The 19756-nt window shown below is 61.9% G+C and carries 20 protein-coding genes; 6 read left to right on the top strand and 14 right to left on the bottom strand.

Annotated features, from left to right (window positions below; all coding sequences use genetic code 11):
* Positions 1 to 7 precede the first annotated feature (7 nt).
* Together BW978_RS10135 and clpS are read right to left on the bottom strand one after the other, a co-directional pair.
* Positions 8 to 424 carry a hypothetical protein gene (locus tag BW978_RS10135; RefSeq protein WP_076394609.1) on the bottom strand — a complete coding sequence of 139 codons (417 nt, stop codon included), beginning with the start codon at positions 422 to 424 and terminating at the stop codon, positions 8 to 10.
* 5 nt (positions 425 to 429) lie between these two features.
* Positions 430 to 738 (bottom strand): ATP-dependent Clp protease adapter ClpS, encoded by a 309-nt coding sequence (clpS, locus tag BW978_RS10130; protein ID WP_006725606.1) that lies wholly within the window; start codon positions 736 to 738, stop codon positions 430 to 432.
* 112 nt (positions 739 to 850) lie between these two features.
* Here clpS and ychF point away from each other — a divergent pair, with 112 nt between their 5' ends.
* Positions 851 to 1954, top strand: coding sequence for a redox-regulated ATPase YchF (ychF, locus tag BW978_RS10125; protein WP_076394607.1), 1104 nt, complete (start codon positions 851 to 853; stop codon positions 1952 to 1954).
* 73 nt (positions 1955 to 2027) lie between these two features.
* Here the strand turns inward: ychF and BW978_RS10120 are convergent, their stop codons facing one another.
* Both BW978_RS10120 and BW978_RS10115 read right to left on the bottom strand, forming a co-directional pair.
* Positions 2028 to 2234: a YgaP family membrane protein gene (locus BW978_RS10120; protein WP_076394605.1), complete on the bottom strand. Its 207-nt coding sequence runs from the start codon at positions 2232 to 2234 to the stop codon at positions 2028 to 2030.
* Between the two features lie 90 nt (positions 2235 to 2324).
* Positions 2325 to 2987 (bottom strand): Crp/Fnr family transcriptional regulator, encoded by a 663-nt coding sequence (locus tag BW978_RS10115; RefSeq protein WP_076394603.1) that lies wholly within the window; start codon positions 2985 to 2987, stop codon positions 2325 to 2327.
* Positions 2988 to 3054: 67 nt separating this feature from the next.
* On the opposite strand from BW978_RS10115, the gene BW978_RS10110 reads away from it, so the two are divergent.
* The 3 genes from BW978_RS10110 to BW978_RS10100 are packed head-to-tail and all read left to right on the top strand — an operon-like array spanning position 3055 to position 4483.
* Positions 3055 to 3525 carry a MaoC family dehydratase gene (locus tag BW978_RS10110; RefSeq protein WP_076394601.1) on the top strand — a complete coding sequence of 157 codons (471 nt, stop codon included), beginning with the start codon at positions 3055 to 3057 and terminating at the stop codon, positions 3523 to 3525.
* The gene (locus tag BW978_RS10105) at positions 3522 to 4010 is read left to right on the top strand and encodes a MaoC family dehydratase (RefSeq protein WP_076394599.1); all 489 of its coding nucleotides are present in this window, start codon (positions 3522 to 3524) and stop codon (positions 4008 to 4010) included. The genes BW978_RS10110 and BW978_RS10105 overlap by 4 nt, the downstream gene beginning before the upstream one ends.
* Entirely contained in the window at positions 4007 to 4483 is a 477-nt protein-coding gene (locus tag BW978_RS10100; RefSeq protein ID WP_076394597.1) for a glutathione peroxidase, read from the top strand. The genes BW978_RS10105 and BW978_RS10100 overlap by 4 nt, the downstream gene beginning before the upstream one ends.
* A gap of 16 nt (positions 4484 to 4499) precedes the next feature.
* Here the strand turns inward: BW978_RS10100 and BW978_RS10095 are convergent, their stop codons facing one another.
* From BW978_RS10095 to BW978_RS10050, 10 genes are all read right to left on the bottom strand, one after another.
* On the bottom strand, positions 4500 to 5042 hold the full coding sequence (locus tag BW978_RS10095) for an adenine phosphoribosyltransferase (protein WP_076394595.1): 543 nt from the start codon (positions 5040 to 5042) through the stop codon (positions 4500 to 4502).
* 118 nt (positions 5043 to 5160) lie between these two features.
* On the bottom strand, positions 5161 to 6036 hold the full coding sequence (locus BW978_RS10090; protein WP_076394593.1) for a cytochrome c1: 876 nt from the start codon (positions 6034 to 6036) through the stop codon (positions 5161 to 5163).
* 21 nt (positions 6037 to 6057) lie between these two features.
* Positions 6058 to 7326 carry a cytochrome b gene (locus BW978_RS10085; RefSeq protein ID WP_076394591.1) on the bottom strand — a complete coding sequence of 423 codons (1269 nt, stop codon included), beginning with the start codon at positions 7324 to 7326 and terminating at the stop codon, positions 6058 to 6060.
* Positions 7327 to 7340: 14 nt separating this feature from the next.
* Complete coding sequence (petA, locus tag BW978_RS10080; protein ID WP_076394978.1) at positions 7341 to 7919, bottom strand: ubiquinol-cytochrome c reductase iron-sulfur subunit; 579 nt, start codon at positions 7917 to 7919, stop codon at positions 7341 to 7343.
* Positions 7920 to 8190: 271 nt separating this feature from the next.
* Positions 8191 to 10062: an ABC transporter ATP-binding protein gene (locus tag BW978_RS10075; RefSeq protein WP_076394589.1), complete on the bottom strand. Its 1872-nt coding sequence runs from the start codon at positions 10060 to 10062 to the stop codon at positions 8191 to 8193.
* 125 nt (positions 10063 to 10187) lie between these two features.
* Positions 10188 to 10610, bottom strand: a complete 423-nt coding sequence (locus tag BW978_RS10070) for a DMT family transporter (RefSeq protein WP_076394587.1) — start codon at positions 10608 to 10610, stop codon at positions 10188 to 10190.
* Complete coding sequence (locus BW978_RS10065) at positions 10611 to 11075, bottom strand: DMT family transporter (protein ID WP_076394585.1); 465 nt, start codon at positions 11073 to 11075, stop codon at positions 10611 to 10613.
* Positions 11076 to 11288: 213 nt separating this feature from the next.
* The gene (locus tag BW978_RS10060; protein WP_076394583.1) at positions 11289 to 13211 is read right to left on the bottom strand and encodes a methyl-accepting chemotaxis protein; all 1923 of its coding nucleotides are present in this window, start codon (positions 13209 to 13211) and stop codon (positions 11289 to 11291) included.
* 196 nt (positions 13212 to 13407) lie between these two features.
* Positions 13408 to 15333 (bottom strand): HAMP domain-containing methyl-accepting chemotaxis protein, encoded by a 1926-nt coding sequence (locus BW978_RS10055; protein ID WP_076394581.1) that lies wholly within the window; start codon positions 15331 to 15333, stop codon positions 13408 to 13410.
* Between the two features lie 262 nt (positions 15334 to 15595).
* Positions 15596 to 17464: an ABC transporter ATP-binding protein gene (locus BW978_RS10050; RefSeq protein ID WP_076394579.1), complete on the bottom strand. Its 1869-nt coding sequence runs from the start codon at positions 17462 to 17464 to the stop codon at positions 15596 to 15598.
* Between the two features lie 364 nt (positions 17465 to 17828).
* Here BW978_RS10050 and BW978_RS10045 point away from each other — a divergent pair, with 364 nt between their 5' ends.
* Together BW978_RS10045 and BW978_RS10040 are read left to right on the top strand one after the other, a co-directional pair.
* Positions 17829 to 18287 (top strand): tRNA (cytidine(34)-2'-O)-methyltransferase, encoded by a 459-nt coding sequence (locus tag BW978_RS10045; RefSeq protein ID WP_076394577.1) that lies wholly within the window; start codon positions 17829 to 17831, stop codon positions 18285 to 18287.
* A 152-nt stretch (positions 18288 to 18439) separates the two neighbouring features.
* Positions 18440 to 19753 (top strand): cell envelope biogenesis protein OmpA, encoded by a 1314-nt coding sequence (locus BW978_RS10040; protein WP_076394575.1) that lies wholly within the window; start codon positions 18440 to 18442, stop codon positions 19751 to 19753.
* Positions 19754 to 19756: the final 3 nt, after the last annotated feature.

Raw genomic sequence — 19756 nt, 5'->3', positions numbered from 1 at the left:
CCGCTCCTCAGCGCTCGGCGCGCCGTTTGGCAATAGCGGACTCCAGGGTATCCCCCGCATGGGTCTCGAACCATGCGAGCATACCAGCGACACCCGCCGCCTCGGCCGCGCCGGCCTTCGCGCCACAGAGCTCAGCGCAGGCAGCGGCCATCGCCGTCAGGATCCGGGCGGTCTCTGGGACATAGGCGAGATCGTCATCGGCTTGATGACGCTGACGAATGATGGCGTAGCGCATGGTCTCCGAATAGGTCCATGCGCTCGCCAACACGTCCTGCACGGTGACGGACTGGCCATTGACGGCCGCTGTCGCATCACGATCGGTCTCGCGATACCCCGCAGTCTCGACCTGTTCGCAGAAGTCGATGGCAGTCTGCATCATCCGCCTCACGAGGACCCAATCGGTCTGAGCAGGTGCATTCGCCATCTGCCTCACTCCTCCGGTTCCGCCGTGAACAAAAGCGGCATGCCCGCCTCCTTGGCGAGGTCCATTGCTTCCGTCACCTTCGTCTCGGCGATCTCCCGCGTGCAGACGACAACCACCGCCGAGCCAAACTTGTGCGCTGTCATCATGACGCGGTAGCCGGTCTCCTCGCTCATCCGGAACACGACCTTCAAGACGATCGTCACGAATTCGCGTGGCGTATAGTCGTCATTGTGCAGAAGCACCTTGTAGAGCCGTGGCTTCTCCACCTTGGGCTTCGTCACCGTCTTCGGCGTCAGTACCGTATCCTTCGCCATAGGTTCCTTCCGGATCTAGAGGCCGCATCAGGCCCGCAACACTTGACCATGCCCTTCCTATACCCCATAGGCGTGGGCAACGAAAATCCATCCCGAGCAGGTATATAGAGCCATGGGCTTCAAATGCGGTATCGTCGGGCTGCCGAATGTCGGCAAGTCCACTCTTTTCAACGCGCTGACCAAGACGGCGGCAGCCCAGGCAGCCAACTACCCCTTCTGCACGATCGAACCGAACACCGGTGAAGTGGCCGTTCCCGATCCGCGCATGAAGAAGCTGGCCGACATCGCCGGCTCCAAGGAAATCATCCCGACCCGCATCTCCTTTGTCGACATCGCCGGCCTCGTGCGCGGCGCGTCGAAGGGCGAAGGCCTCGGCAACAAGTTCCTCGCCAACATCCGCGAAGTCGATGCCGTCGTCCACGTGCTGCGCTGCTTCGAAGATGATGACATCACCCATGTCGAAGGCAAGATCGACCCGGTTGGCGATGCCGACACGATCGAGACCGAGCTGATGCTCGCTGACCTCGAAAGCCTGGAACGCCGCGTCGAGCAGACCCGCAAGCGCGCCGCTTCCAAGGACAAGGAATCGACCGCCCAACTGCCGATCATGGAGCAGGTGGTCAAGCTGCTCAACGAAGGCAAGCCTGCCCGTCTTCTCCTGAAGACGCTCGCCCCCGACGAGATCGAGATCCTGAAGGGTCTGAACCTCCTCACCTCGCATCCGGTCCTCTACGTCTGCAACGTCGCCGAGGGTGACGCTGCAACCGGCAACAAGCACACCGAGGCCGTCGCCAAGATGGCTGCCGAACAGGGCGCCGAATGCGTCGTGATCTCGGCTGCGATCGAAGCCGAAGTGGCCCAGCTGCCGGAAGAGGAATCGGTCGAGTTCCTCTCCGCACTTGGCCTTGACGAAGCGGGCCTCGACCGCCTGATCCGCGCCGGTTACCAGCTGCTGGACCTAATCACCTATTTCACCGTCGGCCCGAAGGAATGCCGTGCCTGGACCATCGTCCGTGGCACCAAGGCCCCTGCCGCTGCCGGCGTCATCCACACCGATTTCGAACGCGGCTTCATCCGCGCCTTCACCATCGCCTATGACGACTACATCGCCTTCAAGGGCGAAGTCGGCGCCAAGGAAGCCGGCAAGGGCCGCGACGAAGGCAAGGAATATGTCGTGCAGGATGGTGACGTCATCCACTTCCGCTTCAACACGTAAGTGTACCGATCAGAACGACGAAGGCCGCGATCCCCTCGCGGCCTTTTTTTTGCATTTCAGAGTTCTGTGAGCCTCAGGCCCGCTTCACGGGGCAGGTCGAGAGCCCCATGATCGAATAGAGCGGGCAGCTCGACATCAGGCCCGTCGCGAGCGGCACGACGCCGATCAGCGTGAAGTAGCGCCACCAGGCGCCCGGATAGATAAAGAACAGCGACAGAAGCGCGAGGCCGGCAACGATGCGCAGGATGCGGTCGAGGCCGCCGACATTCTTGGCAAACATGGTGATTTCCCTCCGTTGGTTTGACGATGGGGTGAGACTAGCGCCGACTTGCCGCCGCGTCGGTGACTTAGTCACGGGCTTTGCAAAGTCTTAACGGTCCGCAGCCCGCGCCATGTGGGCCAGCTCGGCACGATTGATGATGCGGATCTGCCCGCGTTCATTGGCAACCACACCCTTGGAGACGAGCGCCTCCAGCCGCCGCGACACCACCTCGCGTGCCGTGCCGATGATGACGGCAAGGTCATGATGCGTGAGAGCGACATGTCCCTCCTCGTCCGCCCGCTCGAGAAGCGCATGCGCCAGCCGCTGCTCCACCTTCACGAAAGCCACCTGTTCCAGCACGAACATCAGATCTCCCAGCCGGTCGGCAAAGGCTCGGAAGACGAAATGGCGAAACGCCACCGAATCCGCCATCAGGGTCTCGAAAATGGCAGGCGGCACCATGACCGCCACGAGGTCGCTCTCGGCGACCGCCTCGCCCGAATAGGGCGCACCGCCAAGGACACCGAGCGTGGTTTGCACACAGGTCTCCCCCGGCGTCACGGAATAGAGCAGCAACTCCCGCCCGTTGCGGCCGGTGAGATAGACACCGATGCGGCCGTACAAGAGAATGACAAAGCTCTGCGCGGCATCCCCCGGCCGGAACAGCGTTGTGCGCGCAGGCACGTGCATCGGCTTCAGCGTCTCCAGCGCCCGCCGCGCATCCGGATCGATCTCCGCCAGAAAGCTCGCCTGTTCCGCCCAGCCCGCCATGGACCACCTCCCGATTCCCCCTTATGAACCATAGATAACACCGAACAGGGAAGGGAGAAGACGACGCATGCAGGATGACAGGCTTCACTACGAGGACTTCACGGAGGGTCGAAGCTTTGCGCTCGGGCCGCGTCTCGTGACAGCCGAAGAGATCATCGAATTCGCCCGCGAATTCGATCCGCAGCCCATGCATCTCTCGGAAGAAGCCGGCAAGGCAAGCATTCTCGGGGGCCTCTCCGCCTCTGGCTGGCACACATCCAGCCTATTCATGCGCCTGATGATCGACGCTTACGTCCTGAAAGCCGCGTCCGAAGGCGCACCCGGCATCGAGTTCATGCAGTGGCGCAAGCCCGTGCTCGCCGGCGACACACTGTCAGGGCAATCGGTCGTGGAGGAAGTGAGGGTCATGCGCTCCCGCCCCCATCTCGGCATCGTCACCTTCGGCCATGAACTCCACAACCAGCGTGGCGAACTGGTGCTGAAGGCTCGGAATGCGGTCATGGTTCGCCGCCGCGAGAGCGCGGAGATGCCGGCATGAAGATGTTCGATCTCTATCCCGCAGGCACCCGCCTTGAACTCGGCTCGGTCACCTTCACCACCGAAGACATCATCCGCTTCGCCGAGAAATTCGATCCGCAGCCCTTCCACATCGATCCGGAGGCGGCGAAGGACTACGTTTTCGGTGCGCTCTGTGCGTCCGGCTGGCACACCTGCGCCACCTGGATGAAGAGCTTCATCGGCTTTACCGGCCGCGAGATGAAGCGGCTGAAGGCTGCAGGCCTGGAGCCGCCACGGATTGGCCCCTCGCCCGGCTTTTCCGAACTGCAATGGTTGAAGCCCGTCTATGTCGGCGACACCATCACTTTCTTCATGACGCCGATCGACAGTCGCACGGTCAGCGGCAAGCGCCGCTACATGCTGAACTCCGCCCTCTCGGAAGGCGTCAACCAGCACGGCGAAACCGTGCTGCGCTTCAAGAGCAATCTGATCGAATTCTTCCCCGACGAGGAGCAAGCCGCATGAGCGTCTACGACTTCACCATGACCGCCATTGATGGCACCGAGCGCAGCCTGCAGGACTACGCAGGCAAGGTGCTCTTGATCGTCAACACCGCGAGCGCCTGCGGCCTGACGCCCCAATACGAGGGCTTGGAAGCGCTTCACAAGGCCAATCCCGATCTCGTCGTGCTCGGCTTCCCCTGCAACCAGTTCGGCGCCCAGGAGCCCGGCACGGAAAGGGAAATCGCGCTCTTCTGCGAAACCCAGTTCGCCGTCACCTTCCCGCTTTTCGCCAAGATCGAGGTGAACGGCGCAGGTACCCATCCGCTCTACGCCTTTCTGAAGGCAGAAACCCCGGGCGCAGAACAGGGCAGCGAGATCGGCTGGAACTTCGCCAAGTTCCTCATTGGCCGCGATGGCCAACCGATTGCCCGCTATTCGCCGCGCACGGCGCCGTCGGAGCTTGCCGACGACATCGCCAAAGCGCTGGCCGTTTGAGACACTGTCGAGGGGTTCAGTGCCCCTCGAATTCGACGAGCGTACGCACCTCGACGCCGAGCGCCTCGAGCTTCTTGCGGCCACCAAGCTCCGGCAGGTCGATGACGAAGCAGGCCGACACGACATCGGCACCGATCTGCCGCAACAGCTGAACCGCGCCGACGGCCGTCCCGCCAGTCGCAATCAGGTCATCCACCAGGATCACCTTCTCGCCGGGCTTCACGGCATCCATATGGATTTCCATCTCGTCGACGCCGTATTCCAAGCTGTAGGCGATCCGTACGGTCTCGTGCGGCAGCTTGCCCTTCTTGCGGATCGGCACGAAGCCAGCCGAGAGCTGGTGCGCGACCGCGCCCCCGAGAATGAAGCCACGCGCCTCCATGCCGGCAATCTTGTCGACCTTCAGCCCCACATAGGGCTGCACCAGCTCATCGACGGCGCGACGAAACGCCCGCGCGTCGCCGAGCAGCGTGGTGATGTCGCGGAAGATGATCCCGGGCTTCGGATAGTCCGGAATGGAGCGGATGGCTGTGGCGAGTTCGTGGGCGATCTTGGTCATGGGGCATCCGGAGTGTGACGGGAGGAAATTTCGCGGGACCTTACCAAGATTGGCATAGCCCCCCAACAAAAAAGGCGGCCCGAAGACCGCCTTTTTCGTCAAACGTGATCGCTAACGATCAGTGTTCTTTCTTTGAGTAGACCGACTTCTTCGTCAGGTAGATCAGCGCGGTAAAGATCGCGAGGAACACCATCACCATGAAGCCCATGCGCTTGCGGTCTTCCAGATGCGGCTCCGCAGCCCACATCAGGAAGGCAGACACGTCGAGCGAATACTGCTCCATCGTTTCCGGCGAACCGTCATCATAGGTCACCTGGCCGTCGGAGAGCGGCGGCGCCATCGCAAGCGACTGGCCGGCAATGAAGTAAGGGTTGAAGTAGGTGCCATCGGCAACTTCAATACCTTCCGGCGGATCCTGGTAGCCGGTCAGAAGCGCGTGGATATAATCCGAACCGCCCTGCTGGTACTGGGTGAAGATGTCGAAGACGAATGTCGGGAAGCCGCGGGTCACACCGCGGGCCTTGGCGATCAGCGAGAAGTCCGGCGGAGCCGCACCACCCATAGCCGCCGCTGCCGCTTCCTTGTTCGGGAAAGGCGACGGGAAGTGGTCGGAAGCAACGGCGGTGCGCATGAACATTTCGCCGTCGGCGTTAGGACCGTCTTCGACCTCGTAGTTTGCGGCAAACGCCTTTACCTGGGCTTCCGAGTAACCGAGGTCTTCCAGCGTGCGGAAAGCGACAAGCTCCATCGAGTGACAGGCGGAGCAGACCTCGGTGTAGACCTTCAGGCCGCGCTGAAGCTGACCCTTGTCATACTTTCCGAAGGGGCCGGCAAAGGACCAGTCCATCTGCTCGGGCTTCAGGATCGGATAGTGACCGGTCTGGGCCGCATGATGCGTCATTTCGGCCAGATCGCCACCTTCCGCCGCAATGGCCTGGCCGGAAAAACCGGCCATGGCTGCGATCAGAGCGATGCTCGTGACAAGCTTTTTCATTGTTATAGTCCTCTCACGTGCTCAGGCTTGTGCGGCGGCGGACTTGCCGCTCTTTTCAAGTACCGCTTCGGTGATCGAGTTCGGGATGCGCCGTGGCGTCTCGAACAGGCCGAGCAGTGGCATGATCACGAGGAAGAAGCCGAAGTAGTAGGCGGTACCGGCCTGCGACAGGATCACATAGATGCCTTCCGCCGGCATTGCACCGAGCCAGCCAAGCAGGATCGAGTTGGCAACGAATAGCCAGTAGAACAGCTTGTACCAGGGACGGTAGACGGCCGAACGAACCTTGGACGTATCCAGCCAGGGCAAGAAGAACAAGACGATGATCGCACCGAACATCACCAGAACGCCGCCGAGCTTCGAGTCGATGAACAGGATGTCGAATGTGATCGCACGCAGCATCGCGTAGAACGGCAGGAAGTACCATTCCGGAACGATGTGGGCCGGCGTCTTCAGCGAGTCAGCCGGGATATAGTTGTCCGGATGGCCGAGATAGTTCGGCATGTAGAAGACGAAGTAGGCAAATACGAGCAGGAAGACCGAGAGGCCGAGTGCATCCTTCAGCGTCGCATAGGGCGTGAAGGGAACGGTATCTGTCTTAGACTTGACTTCGACGCCGGTCGGGTTGGTCTGACCGGTGACATGCAGTGCCCAGACGTGCAGGATGACCACACCAGCGATCATGAACGGCAGCAGGTAATGCAGCGCGAAGAAGCGGTTCAGCGTCGGATTATCCACCGCAAAGCCGCCGAGCAGGAACTGCTGAACGGTTTCGCCGATAAACGGGAAAGCGGTAAAGAAGCCGGTGATAACGGTCGCACCCCAGAAGGACATCTGACCCCAGGGAAGGACGTAACCCATGAAGGCGGTTGCCATCATCAGCAGGAAGATCACCACGCCCAGGATCCAGAGGATTTCGCGCGGCGCCTTGTAGGAGCCGTAGTACAGACCACGGGCGATATGCAGGTAGACGGCGATGAAGAAGAACGATGCGCCGTTGGCATGCATGTAGCGCAACAGCCAGCCGTTGTTGACGTCGCGCATGATCTTCTCGACCGAGTTGAAGGCGACGGTCGTCTCAGCAGCATAATGCATGGCAAGCACGACACCGGTCAGGATCTGCACGACCAGCATCACGGTGAGCATGCCACCGAAGGTATAGGCATAGTTCAGATTGCGCGGAACCGGGTAGGAAACGAAGCTGTCATACATCAGACGCGGCAGCGGCAGGCGCGCATCGATCCACTTCTCGACGCCGGTGGACGGCTGGTAACTCGAATGGCCACTCATTGTGTCTTATCCCCTCAGCCGATCGTGATGACAGTGTCGGATGTAAATGCGAAGGTCGGCACCGGAAGGTTCGTTGGCGCAGGACCCTTGCGAATACGGCCCGCGGTATCGTAGTGCGAGCCGTGGCAGGGACAGAACCAGCCACCGAAATCACCAGCCTGGCCAAGCGGCACGCAGCCCAGATGGGTGCAGGAGCCGATCATGACGATCCAGTTTTCCTTGCCTTCGCCGGCTGATCGCGCAAGGTCGGTCGCTTCAGCTGTCGCATCGACGTTGTCGTTGCGGGCAATCGGATCCTTGAGGTCAGCAAGCGCAACGCCGTTGGCTTCCGCGACTTCTTGTTCGGTACGGTTGCGGATGAAGACCGGCTTGCCGCGCCATTTAACGGTCAGCGACATGCCCGGCTCAAGCGCAGACACGTCCACTTCGATCGAAGCAAGCGCGAGCGTCGATGCATCCGGGCGCATCTGGTCGATGAACGGCCAGGCGAACGATGCCGCACCAACCGCGCCGGCAATACCGGTCACCATGTAGAGAAAGTCGCGGCGCGTAGGCTCGCCCGCATGTTCTGTCGTTGTCTCGTGTTCGCTCACGGTCACTTTTTCCTCTCGCAATCCTGCGACACACCGCATTTGCCCCCGCAGCGGGAATCACAATCCGGCCACTGTGCAGCCACAGATTCCCCGCCAGATTGGCGCGTTCTAAGCCCGATAATCTATTCTGTCCAGTCTTCCGCAGGCAAGGAGCCACGTTGTCGCGGATTTCCAGGATACCATCCCCAAAAGCTTGATTTAACGCAAGTGTGAGAGGCTGTTTATCAAGCAATGCAATCGTTTGAGTGAACGCGTCAAGGACGACCGCCCCTTACGCCGGGACAGGCTCGTTGCGCGCGTCGAGGAATCCGCCCGATTGCCGCGCCCAGAGCTCGGAATAGAGCCCACCTAGCGCCACCAGCTCCTGATGCGTTCCCTGCTCGATGATGCGGCCCTTGTCCATGACCACCAGACGATCGAGCGCCGCGATCGTCGACAGACGGTGGGCGATCGCCAGCACGGTCTTGCCCTGCATCAGCCGATCGAGATTGGACTGGATCGCCGCCTCCACTTCCGAGTCCAGCGCAGACGTCGCCTCATCCAGCACCAGGATCGGTGCATCCTTCAGCATCACGCGGGCAATCGCGATGCGCTGCCGCTGGCCGCCGGAGAGCTTCACACCGCGTTCGCCGACATGGGCGTCGAAACCCTTGCGCCCACGCTGATCTTCCAGCCGCTGGATGAAGTCGAGTGCTTCGGCCCGCTCGGCGGCCTTCAAAAGCATCTCATCACTGGCATCCTCGCGACCGAAGAGAATGTTGTCGCGGATGGAGCGGTGCAGAAGCGCCGTATCCTGGGTCACCATGCCGATCTGCGAGCGCAGGCTCTCTTGAGTCACGGTCGAGATATCCTGTCCATCGATCAGGATAAGGCCACCTTCCAGGTCGTAGAAACGCAGGAGCAGATTGACCAGCGTCGACTTGCCCGCGCCTGAGCGTCCGACGATGCCGACCTTCTCGCCGGGCTCAATGGTCAGCGTCAGATTGTCGATCGCACCGGTCTTGCGGCCATAATGAAACGTCACGTCTTTGAAGCGGATCTCCGGCGACTTCACCTGAAGTTTCGCCGCATCCGGCTTGTCGGTAAGCCCGATGGGTTTTGCCACCAGTTCGGCCGAATTCTGGATCGTGCCGATATTGCGCATGATGCCGTTGAGCTGCGTCATCATCCGGCCGAGCAGCATGTTGAGGCGCAGCACGAGGCCGAGCGTGAAGGCGACGCCACCTGCGGTCACCGCCCCGGAAAACCAGAGATCGACGGACAGAAGCGCCACCATCAGGATCATGAAACCGGACAGGATCGCAAGCGAAGCCCGCACGCCGGTGAGCAACCGTGCGAAGGGGCGCAGCGTATCCTGGAACCGGTCGAAACCGGCGCGGATATAATGGTCGTTCTGCCGCTCGCGGGCAAAAAGCTTCAGGGTCTGGATGTTCGAATAGCTATCAACCAGACGGCCGTTCAGCATCGACGATGCCTCCGCCGTCTCCCGTGCATGATGCCTGATCTTCGGCACGAAATACCGCGCCAGCAACAGGAAGATCGCCACCCAGGCGCCAATGATCGCCGCCAGCCGCCAGTCGAGTTGTGCAACCAGCGCCATGGTCGAAATGGTATAGATCACCATGAACCAGACGACCTGCAGCAGCGACGTCAGCAGATCACCGGTCGATTGCCCCGCCGACCAGACCTTGGTGACGATGCGCCCGGCAAAATCGTTCTGGAAGAAGGAAAGCGACTGACGCGCTACATGCGCATGTGCCTGCCAGCGCACCAAGTTGAAGAAGTTGAGGACGATCACCTGTTCTTCGACCAGCGCGCCGACCGTCACGACGATGAAGCGACCGATGAGCACGATCAGCGCCATCGCCAGCAACTCGCCGCCATGCGCGGCAATCAGCCCGTCCCAGCCGGCATCCTTCGGCACGCTGTCGAGCAGATCGACAAGCCGTCCGACGAACCAGAACAGGCCGGCTTCGAGCATGGCCACGGCACCGCCGAAGATCGCCATCAGGAAGAAAGCCATCTTCGCCTGGCTGACATAGAACCAGACGAAGGCCCAGATCTTTTCCGGTGGACGCAGATTGTCCGATCGGGCGAAGGGATCGAGCCAGTTTTCGAAGAGGCGGGCGACAGATTGAAACATGAAAAGCGATATAGGCCGATTGCCCGGGAGGGCAAAGCCTCAAACGTCATCTCGACCATTACAATTTGGTCAGGCGCAATCGCGCCGCCGCCTCCCCGCGCATGCGGCGGGAAAGGCGCTCGCCGTCAGCGCGTGTAGCGGGTGAGATAGATGCCGAGAAGGATCAATGCCACACCGGCCGGCTGGCCGATGTGAAACTCAGCCGTTCCGCGCGCCAGATCGATGATCAAGCCGGTGATCATCTGCCCGCCTATGATCAGAAGCCCCGAGCGGGCAGCCCCGATCCGCGGAAAGACATAGGAGCTGATGACCACGAAACAGGCACCGATCACGCCACCCGTCAGATAGAAGACCGGGACATCGGCGATCAGCGGCAGGCCGATGCGGTGGAAAAGCAGCACATAGACCGTCAACAGCAGGAAGCCGACCCAGTGGTTCCAGGCAGACGCCGTAAACGCGCCGCGGTCCATGGTCAGCCGCCCGTTGATCGACCGGCTCATGCCGACGGCAGCACCGCCTGCGAGTGCGATGAGAACAGCGCCCAGCATTCACGCCCCCTTGGAAAAGATGAGCAGCGCGCTGCCGCCGATGACGCAGATGGTTGCCAGAAAGTCGAAGCGGTTCAGTCGCCGTTGCGGCGTGCCGAACAGCCCGAACTGATCGGAAAGGAGCCCGAAGAGGATCTGCCCGACAAGCAAAAGCGACAGGCCGCCGGCCAGCGCCAGTTCCGAATTGACCGCGATCGAACTCAACGCCACCGCAAAGGCGCCGGGCGCGCCGCCGAGATAGGACCAGAGGGGCGCCTTGCCATTCGCCGGAATGCGGCCCGCCCGACGCGCGACGGCACCATTGGCCACCAGAAGGAGAAAGGCGACCACGCCGCCGACACCGTGCACCACCCAGGATGCGGTAAACGGCGTCGTCAAAGCCGCAAGTCCGCTGTTGATGGTCACCATGACGGCAAGCAGCGCCCCGGCAAGGACCGCCCAGATCCAGTCGATATGTTTCAGCATGTCACTCCTGAACGGAACGAGAGGGCGCGCGTGAAGATGTCGGCACCGTCTGTTCGAAGGCACCGCATAGCCGCCTCGCCATCCTGCCGACAAGCCAATTCGGCAAATGAACCGATCAGCCGCATGAATGCCTGGGGGCGACCGCCCGCGACAAATGCAAAACGGGGCATCCCTGCCCCGTTTCTTGGTCTCCGGATCCGACATTCAGGGATCTCAGAACTCCGACCATTCTGCGGCAACCGCCGCATTGCCGTTGAAGGCATTGGCAATCTTGCGGCCGAGAGCACGCGCCGGCGACGCCTGCGGCTGGCTTGCGCCGGGCGTGGGGCCAAGCCGCGGGGCGGCCATGCGCTGAGCCTCTTCGCCAAGGCGGAACTGACCGAGCAACTGCATCAGCGACGTCGCCTGCTGCGCCAGGCCATGGCAGGCAGAGGTCGACTGCTCAACCATGGACGCATTCTTCTGGGTTCCCTGGTCCATCTGGTTTACGGCCGCGTTGATCTCGGCCAGACCGGTCGACTGTTCCCGTGCAGACGTGACGATCGCAGCGACGTTCTGGTTGATCTCCTGCACTTCCCGGACGATGGCTTCGAGCGCTTGGCCCGTCTCACCGACCAGCGTGACCCCGTTCTTCACCTGCTCGCCGGACGCGGTGATCAGTCCCTTGATTTCCTTCGCTGCATGGGCCGAACGCTGGGCGAGTTCACGCACTTCCTGAGCAACGACGGCAAAGCCCTTGCCGGCGTCTCCGGCACGCGCGGCCTCGACACCCGCGTTCAGCGCCAGAAGATTGGTCTGGAACGCAATCTCGTCGATCACGCCGATGATGTTGGAGATTTCGCTCGACGACTTTTCGATCGCATGCATCGCATCGACCGCGCGGCGAACCACGTCACCCGAGCGTTCTGCACCGATGCGAGTCCGCGACACGAGCGCCCCAGCCTCCTCGGCCCGCACGGCGCTGTCCTTGACCGCGGTCGTCACCTGCTCAAGCGCTGCTGCCGTTTCCTCGACGGAGGCGGCCTGCTGCTCGGTGCGCTTGGAAAGGTCGTCGGCGGCAGCCAGCATTTCGCTCGCGCCGGCGTCGATTGCCTGGGCATTCTCGCCGACGGCGCGCATGGCATCGCGGAGCCGTTCGACCGAGTGGTTGAAGTTCACACGCAGCGGATCGAGGTGATCGGCAAAGCGTTCGCCAATTTCAACCGCGAGGTCACCGTCGGAAAGCTTCTGCAGCCCCCCGGCCAGGCGATCGACGGCAAACTGAACTTCGGCCGCTTCGCGCGCCTTCTGTGCTTCGCGCGCCTTACGCTCCGTCTCGCTCAGCGACCGGTTCTCCTCGGCCTGGCTCTCGAGCGCCGCCCGCTCGATCGCATTGTTGCGGAAGACGGAAACAGCTGCCGCCATTTCGCCGATCTCATCCCGACGGCTGGCGAACGGAACCTCCGTTTTGGTGTCGCCGCCGGCAAGCGTCCGCATCGAACCTGTGATCGCGGAGATGGGACGCGCAACCCGCACGATCGACACGACGGCTGCACCGAGCGCCATCAGCGCGGCGAGAACGAAGGTCGCCAGCGACAGGCGCATGGCTAGCGTCGCCGACGCATCGGCATCCTGACGAACCTGCACGCCGGCAGCCCGGTTGATGTCCTTGATGTCCCCCAGGCTCTGTTCCGCGGCACTGCCGAGCGGCACCATCTGGGCCAGCGTGTCCTTCGCCTGGTAGAGCTTCGAGGCCATCGCCTGTTCGACGAAGCTCTGGCCGAGGCCGTTGAACTCGACGACGGTCGCCTTGAAACTGTCGAAACGCTGCCGGACATCGGGGAGAACGATCGCGGCGTCAAACTCGGCGATCGCGTCGTCCAACCGCCCGCGCGCGGTTGAAAGAGTCTCGACCAGCGTCTTCTTCTCGGCCGATGTCGCGGCCGTCAGGATCATCAGGTTGAGACGGCGAACGTCGCCAAGAACGGAATCGATTTCGGCAATCATCATGGAGCGATCGAGGCGCCCGCCCAGCGCTTCCATCTGACCACTCATGTCGGTCACGGAGCGGACGGCAATGGCCCCCTGCCCGAGCGACACGATCACCATCAAACCGAAGAGAAGCGGCAGCAGAAGTTTGATCTTGAGATTTTTCACGACTGAAATCCTGGATTGAAATGGAAGGAGACGACCGGGGAAAAATGCCGGCAGACTTCCATGCCAATCCGATTTCTAACAAAGCCTTACGTGCCGAAGGGCAGTTCTCGCCTCATCCACAATGCCGTGCGCAAGCATCAACAAAAAAAGAGGGGCATTTCCGCCCCTCTTCTTCGCATCGTCTGAAATGCAGTGGTTAGAACTCGGACCACTCGGCCGCTACCGCCGTGTTGCCCTTGAAGGCATTGGCGATCTTGCGACCCAGTGCCCGGGCAGGCGAAGGCTGCGGTTGTGCGGCCGGCGTTGCCGGGGCGACCCGCGGCGACGAAGTGCGATAGCCGTTCTCGTCCGTCTTGAACTGCGCCATAAGCTGCATCAGCTGGCCAGCCTGCTGAGCCAGACCATGGCTTGCCGCCGTGGACTGCTCCACCATGGCCGCGTTCTTCTGCGTGCCCTGGTCCATCTGATTGACGGCCATGTTGATTTCCTGAAGACCCGTCGACTGCTCGCGGGTGGAGGTGACGATCGCCAGAACATTCTGGTTGATCTCCTGCACCTCGCGCACGATGGTCTCCAGCGCCTTGCCGGTTTCATCCACGAGGCTGACACCGTTGCGGACCTGTTCGCCCGAAGTGGTGATCAGTGCCTTGATCTCCTTCGCCGCATTGGCCGAGCGCTGCGCAAGCTCACGCACTTCCTGGGCAACGACCGCAAAGCCCTTGCCGGCTTCACCAGCGCGAGCCGCTTCGACGCCGGCATTCAGTGCCAGAAGGTTCGTCTGGAACGCGATGTCGTCGATCACGCCAATGATGTTCGAGATTTCCGAAGAGGATTTCTCGATCGCCTGCATGGCAGCAACCGCACGGCGCACGACCTCGCCCGAATGCTCGGCCCCTTCCCGCGTGCGGCTGACCAGCTGGCCGGCCTCATCGGCACGGATAGCGCTGTCCTTGACCGCCGTTGTCACCTGCTCGAGTGCAGCTGCCGTCTCTTCGACGGAGGCTGCCTGCTGCTCAGTCCGCTTCGACAGATCGTCGGCGGCAGCCAGCATCTCGTTGGCGCCGGCATCGATCGTCCGGGCATTCTCGCTGACGGCGCGCATGGCGTCCTTCAGGCGGGAGACGGACTGGTTGAAATTCAAACGCAGCGGATCGAGATGATCGGCGAAACGTTCGTTGATCTGCGCCACGAGATCGCCATCCGACAGACGCTGCAGACCCGAAGCGAGCTGGTCGACGGCGAACTGCACTTCGGCCGCTTCGCGAGCCTTCTGGGCTTCGCGGGCCTGGCGCTCGGTTTCGCTCAGCGACCGGTTTTCTTCGGCCTGGCGCTCCAGCGCGGCACGCTCGATGGCGTTGTCGCGGAACACGCTGACGGCCGCAGCCATCTCGCCGATTTCATCCTGACGACCGGCAAACGGGATCTCGGTCTGTGTGTCGCCGGAAGCAAGCGTGCGCATCGAACCGGTGATGGCCGAGATCGGACGAACGATCCGCGCAAAGCTGAAGAAGGCGGCACCGGCAGCAATCAACGCGCTGATCAAGACGGCAGTGATCGTCGTATTGATAGCGGCAGTGGAGACGTCATCTGCTTCGGCAATCGCTGCGTCGCTGAGCTGCACGTTGGCCTGGATCATTTCGTTCATGAGCTGGACGAGCGAGCGCGCATTCGTCGCCATGGCACCGTTAAACACGGCCTTGGCCGCAGCGTCACTGCCCGTGCGCTTCAATTCGACCATCTGCGAGGCAAGGCGATCATAGTCTGCGAGCGCTGCCTTCATGCTGTCGAACCGAGCGCGTGTAGCCGGCAGGCTGATCATCGGCTCATAGGCGGCAAAAGCTGCATCGCGCTCGGCAAGAGCGGCCTGGGTGGCAGACACGATCGCATCAAGCTCTGCCGGTTCCGCGTTCAGCAACATGGCATAGTCGCGGCGGACCTCGGCAAATGTCGAATTCATCCGTGCGACGGCAAGCGTTCTGGGCAGACGCTCGCGGCCGATGACGTCTACTTGTTCCTTGACGTCTCCAATGAAGTTGATGGCCAGAATGCCCTGGCCGATGCCGAAGGTCAGCACCACGGCAAACAGCAACGGCAACACGACTTTGATCTTGAGATTGGACATGAATGTCTCCGGGGGGAGGAAAAATACATTCCCAACCGGGCGTGGGAGGTCGCCAGGTGTAAGGACAAGACATCGTCCTGATAGGTCGGGATGAAATTGTTCTAGAATGTAAACAATGAATATTTTACTTAGATCGTAGACAACCTTTGATAGCGCTAGAAATGGGGTATCTCCGAATAGCTGCAGCCCAAAAAAGGTCGGCGGCAGATTGCTCAGCCGCCGCCAGTTTTCCAACAATCGTCTTAGCCGTGATGGTAGCGCGTCACTCGGCTGCCGTTTCCTGCACCTCGTTGCCACGGTCCGCCTGATCGGCGAGGAAACCGCCGGACTGCCGGTTCCACAGGTCGGCATAGATGCCGCCATTCGCGACCAGCTGCTGATGCGTTCCCTCTTCGACGATCCGGCCCTTGTCGAGCACGATCAGCCGGTCCATCTGCGTCAGCGTCGACAGCCGGTGGGCGATCGCGATGACCGTCTTGTCCTCAATCAGCTTGAACAGGCTTTCCTGGATCGCCGCCTCGACTTCCGAATCGAGCGCCGATGTCGCCTCGTCGAGTACCAGGATCGGCGCATCCTTGAGGAAGACGCGGGCAATCGCAATACGCTGCCGCTGGCCACCCGAGAGCTTGACGCCGCGCTCGCCGACATGCGCGTCGAGCCCGCTGCGGCCCTGCATGTCGGAAAGCCCCTGGATGAACTCCCAGGCATTAGCCCGCTTCGCCGCCTCGATGACTTCGGCATCGGTGGCTTCGGGACGACCATAGGCGATGTTGTCGCGGATCGAGCGGTGCAGAAGCGACGTATCCTGGGTCACAACGCCGACGAGTGCCCGCAGACTGTCCTGGCTGACCGCGGAGATATCCTGGCCGTCGACGAGGATCCTACCCTTCTCCAGGTCATAGAAGCGCAGAAGCAGGTTCATCAGCGTCGTCTTGCCCGCACCGGAGCGCCCGACGAGGCCGACCTTCTCGCCCGCCTTGATGGTCAGCGAGAAGTCCTCGATCACGCCCTTCTGCTTGCCATAGTGGAAGCGCACGCCGTCATAGACGATTTCGCCCTTCGGGGCGGCAAGCGCCTTGGCGGCCGGCTTGTCGATGATATCGTGGGCCTTGGTCATCATGCCCATACCGTCATAGACGGTGCCGATGTTTTCGAAGAGGGCGGCAACCTCCCACATGATCCACTGCGACATGCCGTTGATGCGCATGGAAAGCCCGATGGCAACCGCAATCGCACCGACGGTCACCGTGCCGTTCAGCCAGAACCAGATGCCGAGTGCCGCCACGAAGAACTGGACGATGGCGTTGTTGATATCGACGCAGATATTGAGCAACGAGATCTGCCGCATCTGCCGGTGCACCGTGCCCAGAAAGGCATCCATGCCCTCTTTCGCATAGGTCTCTTCCCGGCCGGCATGCGAGAACAGCTTAACCGTCGCGATATTGGTATAGCTGTCGACGATCCGGCCCGTCATCATCGAGCGGGCATCGGCCTGTTCGCTGGACAGCTTGCGCAGCTTCGGAATGAAGTTTCGCAGGATCAGTGCGTAGATCGCCAGCCAGAGGACGAGCGGCACACCGAGCCGCCAGTCGACGGACGCAACCAGCGCCAGCATCGAGACGAAGAAGGTCGTCGCATAGATGAAGACGTCGATGATCTTCATCACGCTTTCGCGGACAGACAGCGCCGTCTGCATCACCTTGGTCGAGACACGACCGGCGAACTCGTTGGCGAAGAAGGTCATCGAGTGCCGGAGCAGAAAGCGGTGCATCTGCCAGCGCGCGATCATCGGGAAATTGCCGGCCAACACCTGGTGCATGGTGATCGTATGCATCACGCCGAGCACCGGCAGGCCGATCAGCAGCAGGCCCGCCATCCAGGCAAGCGTGCCGCCTTCCGTCTGCAGGAAGGTCGAACGTTCGGCCGTCGACAGCCAGTCAACGATATTGCCGAGGAACTGGTACAGGAACACTTCGGCGACCGCGATCAGGCCGGAGCACAGGCCGAGCAGTGCCAGCCACCAGCCGGCGGGCTTGGTGTAGTGCCAGCAGAAGGCGACAAGGCCCTTGGGCGGCAGGACCGGGTCATCGGCCGGGTACGGATTCAGGCGGCTTTCGAACCACGAGAACATGAAACGTCTCCAGAAATGGCGCGCGCGACACCGGACGAAGGTGCACAAGACGCGAATATTCAATGATTGGGGCCACTTGTGGCCGCAGGATGAATCAGTTTGGGAAAAGAGGCGGAGGTGACGCCCTCAGGCGGCAACAGCCATAAATCGGGGCTGGCGCGAAATACCGAATAGATCCATCGATGGCCCTCCCGCTTTAGTGTTGAAGTAGAGCTTCCTTCTATCGGCGGACAGGGGAATTTTCCAGCCGGCTTTCGCGGCGATCGAGACATTCGCCCGCAACTGTTGCACACCGATCACAGCCGACATTCAGCAAGACAGCGACCGCCTTGAGCGACGTGCCCCGATCGCATAAGACCGCCCCATGACCGACTTGCGCATCGCCCTTTACCAGCCAGACATTCCCGGCAACACCGGAACCATCCTCCGGCTCGCCGCCTGCCTCGGCATGAAGGTCGACATCATCGAGCCGGCCGGCTTCGTGCTCTCCGACAAGAACCTGAAGCGCGCAGGCATGGATTATCTCGCAAGCGTCGCCATGACCCGCCACGTCAACTGGGAGCGTTTCGACGCCTGGCGGCTTTCGCAAGGCCGCCGCCTCGTGCTCGCCTCGACCAAAGCCGCCCTGCCCTACACCGAGTTCGATTACGTCGGAAATGACATCCTTCTCTTCGGGCGCGAAAGTGCCGGTGTCCCCGATCCGGTGCATGACCGGGCCGATCACCGCGTGATCATTCCCATGATCGAAGGCCAGCGGTCGATCAATGTCGCGATGTCGGCGGCCATGATTGCCGGGGAAGCGCTGCGCCAGACCGGCTTCTGACTCCGGATCGGCAGGAACCAGACATAGATCAAGGCGCCCACAGTCGCCCTCGCCTAGAATGGCGAGACGGTCGCGATGCGCCGCTTCAACGGCAATTGCTAATTCAACCGTATCGCGCTATGCTGCATTGCAGCAAAATGGGAGATGGAGTCATGTTCGAGACAGCATTCGCCCTGGGTCTTACCCAGTTCGCCCGATCCTTGAGCTTCCCCGAGCGCCTGAGCCAGCGCCCGGTCCGCAACGCCGCCCTGGAGCCCTGGCGTCTCCGCAATACCGGCATGGACGCGCTCTATTATGACGTGAAGGCCCTGACAGCCGACGAGACCTTCTACATCAGCGACAGCCTGGCTTCCGAAGGCCTCATCATGATCGTTCCGCCCACAGGCGCCGGGATGCTGACGCTCTGCGACAGCGTCGAGGAATTCCGCCTGCGCGGTGGTCGCGAGGTGCACGCCATGGCAGTCGCCGGCATCGGCGGCTCGGCGATCGGTGCGGCCGCCTTCGCGCGCAACGTGGCCGATGCGATCGACGCCCCAGTGGCAGCCGTGGTGTCGGGTTACGGCCTTGGCGACATCCTCAACGAGGCCATCGGCGGCGCCTTCCTCTTCGGCTGGCTCGGTCATGTCAGAAGCAGTCTCGAGGTGATCGACGACGTCGTCGGCCGGCCGAAGCTCGGCGCCTATGGCAAGCGCAACGAGGAAACCGATAGCAATCGCCGCACCGGCCTCGATGCCGATACAGTGTCGACCCTGCTTGCCGATCCCACGCTGTCCTTCACTCTGATCGCCGGCCATTCGCGCGGCAACCGCGTCATCGCCGACGCTCTCTACGCTTTGAAGGCAAACGATCCGGCCCGGATCGAAACGCTGGCCAACACCGCGCGGATCGTCACCTTCGGTGGCCGGATCAAGATGCCGGAAGCCTTCACCGACGTCATCGACGTCGTCGGCGAGCTCGACTGGTTCGGCGAACTCAATTCGCGCCCGAAGATCACGACCGACATCAAGGTCGCCTTCTGTGGTCATTCGACCAACACCGACCTGCCGACAGCCTTGAAGGTCACCAAAATCATCAGCGATATCCTGGGCGGTGAAGCACCCGCTGCAGAAGCGCCCGCCGAGGCGGCAACCGCAAATCCCGAGACGGTCGCAGCGCCCCTTGTTGAAGAGGTCGCCGCGGAACCGGTGACCATCGAAACAGAACCAGTCGAGCCTGAAGCCCTTCCGGTGCTCGTCGCGGAGGCGCCGCTACCGGCCCTGATCGACGTTGAAACATCATCGCCGGATGAGCCCTTGCCGGAGGCAGCGGCATCACCGGAGACGACGGAGCCGAGCGCCGAAGCCGCCGCGTCGCCGACAGTCCCGACCAAGGACACCGACGCGCCGAAGAAGGCAGGCAAAGCCGCGACCCCGATCATGGTGCGGCTGCCGCGCAGCAAAGCAAGGCGTCCCCGCACCAAGAGCTGAACA

The organism is Rhizobium sp. RU33A (assembly GCF_900156055.1).
GTDB lineage: Bacteria > Pseudomonadota > Alphaproteobacteria > Rhizobiales > Rhizobiaceae > Allorhizobium.
The sequence above is the reverse complement of the archived record's forward strand: the minus strand, read 5'-3'. Positions and strand labels throughout refer to the sequence as shown.